The organism is Luteibacter sp. P4_E6 (genome assembly GCF_056401535.1).
This window is the reverse complement of the sequence record NZ_JBFUJE010000250.1, coordinates 1-5,771: the sequence shown is the minus strand read 5'-3', so window position 1 is coordinate 5,771 and position 5,771 is coordinate 1. Positions and strand designations below refer to the sequence as shown.

The window sequence follows — 5,771 nt, the reverse complement described above, 5'->3', positions numbered from 1 at the left end:
TGCCACCACCAGGCCGAGACCATGGCGGCGTAGTCGTCGCGTTCCAGCAGCTGCGGGTTGCGGACGAAGTCGACGCCCAAGGCCTTCGAGGCTCTTGTGTAGTTGTCGCGACCGGTGATCTGGATCAGGCCACGACCCATGAAGCGCATACCGTCGCCCGGCTGGGTGTTCCCCAGATCCTCGCGACCTTCGTATCGCGCCTGGGCCGGAACCTGCTTGGGGTTCCATATCTCCCGGACGCGCGCGAAGCGCATCGACTCGTGGCCCGTCTGGGCGATGAAACAGGCCTGGCGCTTCGGCGTGGTGATGTCGTAACGGCTCATGCTCGCCGTCAGCGGCAGGGCCCACAGCTGTGCTCGCGGCAAGGAGATCCCGGCCGCCAGCATCAATGTCTTGGCGTCCATGGAAGCTCCGAGTTGAAATGGGCCCGCGCCGAAGCGCTGCGGCCCCTGGAAGAGGGTGAGCCGCCACCGCAGGGGAGGACGGTGACGGCTCGGGGTGCAACGGCTGCCGTCAGGGGTAGGCAAACGCGAGCACAAAAAAACCCGCCACATGGGCGGGTTTCTGGTCAGTGGGTACACTGACTAGGCGCGAGTATCCGGGAAAAAAGTCCGGACGCAAGCCCTTTTTTTCACTATAAGGCAGCGTTGCAGTCATCAACGTCTACGCGCGTCAGGACGAGACACCACCACGCCCCGAGTGCCGCTTCCCGTCCGCCATCACGAATCCACTCGCATCGACGTAGACACTTCCTGATCGGCAAAGCTGCCCATTCACAGTGACCGTCCTCGGTCCTCTCACGTGGACACCATGCGTTACTAGCCACGCGTCAATTGCGATAGCCACCTCGTCGCCTGTCAGGTTGATCCTGACACCAGGCCCGAACTTGGTCGTACCCTCACCCTGTTTCACTTTCACCAGTCACCCCCGCTTTCGGTCCGCATGAACCATCTCGTCAGATAGCGGTATCCTCAGCCAAGCCGCTACATGCACGCGTGCAACCCAGAGCTCGTCGTAATAGGTCGTTCGGCTCATGGAGCAACCCATGGCACGCAACCGCTGAAGCTTGTGGTCTTCACCAGCGTTTAGCATCCAGTACTCGCAGCGCAGAGCACAGGCGGCACGGTAGCCGTCCTTCGTCTTCTGCAGCGCCATGACGGCGCGCTCGACCTCGTCGGCCGCAGTACACGGGGCTTCCTGACCTTGCCCGTCCGGTGGACGGCCACCCCACTTCGCCAGAACAGCCGTCGGTGACTTGCCCTGCCACCCATGGTTGTCGGTGCCAGTACGGCGGTACTCCTCAGCCCACTCCCGGAGCCGGTCTTCAAGTTCTGTCCTGCGGCGCATTGGGTATCCCCTGTCGTGCTGTTATCGAATGGTGTGTCGTTTGCGCCGCTTCAGTTCGCGGCGGATCAGCGCGCTGCGCCTTTGCGAGGCTTTGAGGTCGTCGCGGGCCTGGTCGAGTTGGAGCGAGAGGATGCTGGTGGGGACACCCTCGAAGCCGGTGGCTGCGCCGGCATTCGCTTCATGCGGGCCTCTTCGCGGAGCCATGGCCTGCATTCCTCCTGCTGCTCCGGTGTCAGTGCGTCGATCAGCGGGCCCCATTTCCTGAAGTCCGGCTCGATCCGCATGATTCGCAGCGCGTGCGTCAGGTGGTGATAGACCGTCATTCAAGAGGACCTCCTGCCGATCGACCAGAGATTCCGGGTATGACCATCAGCGCCCAGCATGGGCTTCTTCCTGACGTGATCGCGCCGCGACATCATGCTGAGATGGGCGGCGACGGCGTTGCGGGCCATACCGAGTTCGGCAGCCAGCTCCTGTGTCGTTGCCGGCGCTTCGGCCAGAGCGGCGCGGATTGTGGCCGCTTTGGATATCTTGCTCATGCGGCCATCCTCGTCCCGATGGACCCGAGCAGCTTCACGGCCTGCTCGACGTTCTCGACCACATGAACCTTGCAGCCCTTCGCCATGGCTTCGGCGTGGAAGATCACCTGATCCGACGTCAGCTTGCGGCGTGACGGTGGCTTATCGCCGTCCTTGATCTCAACGAGAGTCCACCGGCCACGGTAARCACACAGCAGGTCCGGGAAGCCAGAGCCGACGTGCGAGCAGTCGATGACGTACACACCGATCCGCCTTAGGGCCCGGACGATCTCGCCCTGGTTGTCATCTACACGAGCCGCGTACCTCATGCCGCAACCTCGTCAGCAACCTGCAATTCCTCGACGCCGCCTTCGATGGGCTCAAGCGCGCTGGCCTGCGCATCAATGTCGAAGCATCCGACGTCCATTTCTACGAACCAGTCCTTACCGGGCTCACTGGAACGAGCTTTGATGGTTCCCGTATGGCCCAGAAGAAGCAGGAGCGTCACGTTGTGATAGACCTTCTGGCCCCCGATGTATCGCACACGCGTCCCGACATTCATGCGGCCACCGCCTGCGCGGCGCGCTCACGTGCGGCGGCTAACGCTTGGGCGTATGCCTCGGGATGCTGATCCTCGAAGCGAGGAAGAGTCCCGCGCGCCCAACGACCGCTACCGAGGGATATCAGCCATCCGTCACTCGCGCAGAAGCGGCGCGCGTCGATGCTGTGGTCGCGCACACTCTTCGCGGTGACGAAGCCGAATACTTCAAGGTCGGCGATAACTTTCAGAGCGCCGATCTTCCACGGCGTCAGGCGCGTCGGGCATGGGACGCCGGCACGGACTTCGGGAACGATCTCCGGAAGCTCGCAGCGACGTGCTGGGTTCCAGTCGTGCCAGGCAAGATCCCATGACATCAGCTCGCCCTGGGTGGCATCGAACTCGCGAGCGTCATCGCCGCGGTAGCGGCTGAAGCGGAAATGCATGCCATCGCGGACGCTGGCGTAGCCATCTGGCGCCCAAACCTGCACGCCGAGGATGCCGAGCATCTTTGCAATACCCGCTGCCGCATCTCCGATGAACGGCACGATGACACCACGGAAGTCCGGACCTTCCTTCCCCTCGGTCGCGTATCCCATGTGTAGGTCCGGAATGATCTGGTCCGCCACCTTCGCGTTCAGCGCCAGCTTCGCTTCGACGCCCAACTGATGGCCGGTGGCATCACGTACGAGCAAGATGTCGAAGCCAGCCGTCTCGGGGTAGATCGTCCAGCCACCCATGGCCCGCATGTCGGCGATGAAGAGGTCGCAGAGCGCCGCTTCGGTCGGGAACTTTGCCTTGATCTCGGAGGCTTTCAAGCTTCGATCCCCTTCACGGTAATGAGCCCCTTGGCGATCATGCGCATCCATGTGCGCACGAGTGCCCGCAGGCAGTAGAAGTCGCGCTCGGCCTCGTAGGCGGCGCGGTCACGGGTTTCGGCCAGGGTCGGCGAGTCCGTCCAGCGGTTGCACTCGCTGCAGGCGTACACGGCCTGCAGGTCCATAGGCTTCAGTGCCCCGCCGCAGTCACCCAGCCACCGCAGGTGCGCCAGTACGACCGTCTTCGGGTCGTAGAGGCACACACCGGCCTTCTGGACCGTGCAGCCTTCGTCCTGGGCGGACTTGCGGAGCGGCGTCATCGCCGGCCGCGACGTTCGCATAGGCGCGGCACGCTTCGGCCTGGCCATCGCGTCCACCACGGCGCCGGCGCCATCAGGCCGACCCATGACGGGGACGCGGCCGAGTGCCTTGCCCCGTGGCATAGGCGTCTTGCGCGCGAGACCTTTTGAGGGCCTCATGCCGCCCGCCGACGCGGATGCGCATCTTCCGGGAACTCAAGGATCACCCCCACCGTGGCGTAGTGGTTCTGCATGTCGATGAGGTACTGGCTCAGCTGCTGCACGGTCATGAGTGAAGTGACCGGGATAAAGCGCATCGCCTTGAGCTTTTGCTCGTACGACAGATGCCCCTTCATCGACGCGTCGTACATCTCGCGGAAATCTTCATCGTGCGYGCGCAGGATCGGCACGCCAAAGCGCAACTTGCACTCCGCTTTGACATCTTCCGGAGCGTCCTCGCGAAGCTCACGCGAGACCTGCTCGTACCAAGCATGCGAGATCGCGTTCTGGTCGAGCGACCGGTCCTTACCGGTCTTGATGGTCACGCGCAGGTAGTGGTGCTTCCTCCACTGCTCGCGGATGTCACCGAGGATGATCTGCAGGCGCTCAACGCTGTTCACGACGACGGCACCCATCACGCTGCCTCCGCAGTAGAGCCGACGGCGCGTACCTTCCCGATCTCCATCATCGTCAGGCCGTTACTGAAGACGGCTCCGGTGTCGATATAGATGACATTGCCCAGGACGGTCGGCGTCTTCACCGGCGTGTGTCCCACGAAGAGCGCGAACAGGTCCGAGACTCCAGTCTCGTCGCGCGCCTGGATGCGCGAACGGGACCACAGTGCGACCTCTACCAGCTTGTGCCGCCGACTGTTCGAAAGGTCACCATCGATCTCGGCGACGAACTCATCCCACGAGCCACCCCAGATGTCGGCATGGACAATGCCGATGCGCCCGACGGCGTGATCTATCTCGATCGCTACGGGAAGCGTTTCGAAGGCCTGCGCTGTGAGCTGCTGGCGATAGTCGTCCAGGGCAAGGAACCAGCCGCCACCGTTGCGCAGGTAATTCGAGTGATCGTGCTTGCCGGCGGCGACGCCGATGGCCATCTGCTCGTGATTGCCGCGAACGGCGTGGAACCAAGGGCGCGCGATCCAGTCGACGGCCTCCTCGGATGAAGGACCCCGGTCGACCAGGTCGCCCACCGAAARGAGACGGTCGCAGTCCTCGTCGAACTGCGCCAACGCGATGGCGTCGCGCAGCGCATCGAAACATCCATGCACGTCACCGACGACGAAGTCCCGGCCGGCGGTGTTGCGGGGGAAACGCTGAATGCGGCTCATGCCACTCGCTCCCAATAGCGAGGCGCCGAACCAACTTGCTTGACGCGCGGTGCGGCGCTGCCCAGCCGAACCGCACCGGCCCTATTCAGGCGACGGAGGAGCGCGCGGATCTGGAGCTCGCCGCAGAACACCACCGGCTCGAGCTCGCGTACCGTCATCGGGCGCGAGGCCAAAGCCTTCAGGATCCGACTCTCGGTGGGGCTCATGCCACGCGCTCCCAGCGATAGGTCGGCGCACCCATGCGACGGACTCGCTCAGCCTTCTCGCCGCGGCGGATCTTCCCGTCTTCGACGAGCAACGCGACCGTGGCGCGGACGTACTGGTCGGAGTAGCCCGTGGCGTCCATGAGATCGTTGATGGTCTTGGGACCCGTCGATACTGCGTTCATCACGGCTTGCTGCACGGGGCTCATGCGGCCTCCCATGAGTCGATCTCAGGCTTCGCCGTCGTAAGTAGCTGCGGCTGCAACGGCGCGCCGAACGTCATCACCTGGTGCCAGACCTTGCCGGTCACCAGCGCACGGAGACGCTCGCGCCAGGACATCGTCCAGCAGCACGTCACGACGCCATCGGAGGCAACGTGCGCTGGCAGCGGGAGATACTCCGGCTGGTCCTTGGCGATCGTTACGGTGACTTCGGGAAAGGATGTGAGCTTCATGCTGCCCTCGGGGGTTCGGGTTCGTCATTGGTGGGTTGTGTAGCGGCCAAACGCTTCGCTACCAACCGCGATGCTTCTCGGCCATCGGTGATCCGAATCGCCCCCTCCCTACTCCCACGATCCATCACGAGCGCAGCACGCTCCGGATCGCCCACGAGTGCGGGAGGCGTAGGGGTGGCATAGCCGTTGGAACGGTTGTCTGACTCGTGGCCGCCGATCAGGTAGGGCGAGTAAGCCGGGGTTTCGCGGCGC

12 protein-coding genes are annotated in these 5,771 nt (G+C 63.8%); all 12 read right to left on the bottom strand.

What is annotated here, in order from left to right:
• On the bottom strand, window positions 1–404 hold a 404-nt coding region (locus AC1DT2_RS14490; RefSeq protein ID WP_477297048.1), incomplete at its 3' end, for a glycoside hydrolase family 19 protein.
• Between the two features lie 964 nt (window positions 405–1,368).
• Window positions 1,369–1,551 (bottom strand): hypothetical protein, encoded by a 183-nt coding sequence (locus AC1DT2_RS14485; protein WP_477297047.1) that lies wholly within the window; start codon window positions 1,549–1,551, stop codon window positions 1,369–1,371.
• A 119-nt stretch (window positions 1,552–1,670) separates the two neighbouring features.
• On the bottom strand, window positions 1,671–1,886 hold the full coding sequence (locus AC1DT2_RS14480; protein ID WP_477297046.1) for an ArsR family transcriptional regulator: 216 nt from the start codon (window positions 1,884–1,886) through the stop codon (window positions 1,671–1,673).
• Window positions 1,883–2,194, bottom strand: a complete 312-nt coding sequence (locus tag AC1DT2_RS14475; protein WP_477297044.1) for a VRR-NUC domain-containing protein — start codon at window positions 2,192–2,194, stop codon at window positions 1,883–1,885. Before AC1DT2_RS14475 ends, AC1DT2_RS14480 begins: the two co-directional genes overlap by 4 nt.
• Window positions 2,191–2,427, bottom strand: coding sequence for a hypothetical protein (locus tag AC1DT2_RS14470; protein ID WP_477297043.1), 237 nt, complete (start codon window positions 2,425–2,427; stop codon window positions 2,191–2,193). The genes AC1DT2_RS14475 and AC1DT2_RS14470 overlap by 4 nt, the downstream gene beginning before the upstream one ends.
• Window positions 2,424–3,221, bottom strand: coding sequence for a hypothetical protein (locus tag AC1DT2_RS14465; RefSeq protein WP_477297042.1), 798 nt, complete (start codon window positions 3,219–3,221; stop codon window positions 2,424–2,426). Before AC1DT2_RS14465 ends, AC1DT2_RS14470 begins: the two co-directional genes overlap by 4 nt.
• Window positions 3,218–3,700: a nuclease domain-containing protein gene (locus AC1DT2_RS14460; protein WP_477297041.1), complete on the bottom strand. Its 483-nt coding sequence runs from the start codon at window positions 3,698–3,700 to the stop codon at window positions 3,218–3,220. The genes AC1DT2_RS14465 and AC1DT2_RS14460 overlap by 4 nt, the downstream gene beginning before the upstream one ends.
• On the bottom strand, window positions 3,697–4,155 hold the full coding sequence (locus AC1DT2_RS14455; RefSeq protein ID WP_477297040.1) for a hypothetical protein: 459 nt from the start codon (window positions 4,153–4,155) through the stop codon (window positions 3,697–3,699). The genes AC1DT2_RS14460 and AC1DT2_RS14455 overlap by 4 nt, the downstream gene beginning before the upstream one ends.
• Complete coding sequence (locus AC1DT2_RS14450; protein WP_477297038.1) at window positions 4,155–4,862, bottom strand: metallophosphoesterase; 708 nt, start codon at window positions 4,860–4,862, stop codon at window positions 4,155–4,157. The genes AC1DT2_RS14455 and AC1DT2_RS14450 overlap by 1 nt, the downstream gene beginning before the upstream one ends.
• A complete protein-coding gene (locus AC1DT2_RS14445) occupies window positions 4,859–5,068 on the bottom strand; it encodes a hypothetical protein (RefSeq protein WP_477297037.1) in 210 nt (69 codons plus the stop codon). Before AC1DT2_RS14445 ends, AC1DT2_RS14450 begins: the two co-directional genes overlap by 4 nt.
• Entirely contained in the window at window positions 5,065–5,274 is a 210-nt protein-coding gene (locus AC1DT2_RS14440) for a MarR family transcriptional regulator (protein WP_477297036.1), read from the bottom strand. Before AC1DT2_RS14440 ends, AC1DT2_RS14445 begins: the two co-directional genes overlap by 4 nt.
• Window positions 5,271–5,519: a hypothetical protein gene (locus AC1DT2_RS14435; RefSeq protein ID WP_477297035.1), complete on the bottom strand. Its 249-nt coding sequence runs from the start codon at window positions 5,517–5,519 to the stop codon at window positions 5,271–5,273. The genes AC1DT2_RS14440 and AC1DT2_RS14435 overlap by 4 nt, the downstream gene beginning before the upstream one ends.
• Between the last annotated feature and the right edge of the window lie 252 nt (window positions 5,520–5,771).

Bases quoted from the DNA above. Each gene is read 5' to 3' on its own strand.
- AC1DT2_RS14435 (WP_477297035.1), bottom strand. From the start codon at position 5,519: ATGAAGCTCACATCCTTTCCCGAAGTCACCGTAACGATCGCCAAGGAC.
- AC1DT2_RS14460 (WP_477297041.1), bottom strand. From the start codon at position 3,700: ATGAGGCCCTCAAAAGGTCTCGCGCGCAAGACGCCTATGCCACGGGGC.
- AC1DT2_RS14470 (WP_477297043.1), bottom strand. From the start codon at position 2,427: ATGAATGTCGGGACGCGTGTGCGATACATCGGGGGCCAGAAGGTCTAT.
- AC1DT2_RS14440 (WP_477297036.1), bottom strand. From the start codon at position 5,274: ATGAGCCCCGTGCAGCAAGCCGTGATGAACGCAGTATCGACGGGTCCC.
- AC1DT2_RS14485 (WP_477297047.1), bottom strand. From the start codon at position 1,551: ATGGCTCCGCGAAGAGGCCCGCATGAAGCGAATGCCGGCGCAGCCACC.
- AC1DT2_RS14480 (WP_477297046.1), bottom strand. From the start codon at position 1,886: ATGAGCAAGATATCCAAAGCGGCCACAATCCGCGCCGCTCTGGCCGAA.
- AC1DT2_RS14445 (WP_477297037.1), bottom strand. From the start codon at position 5,068: ATGAGCCCCACCGAGAGTCGGATCCTGAAGGCTTTGGCCTCGCGCCCG.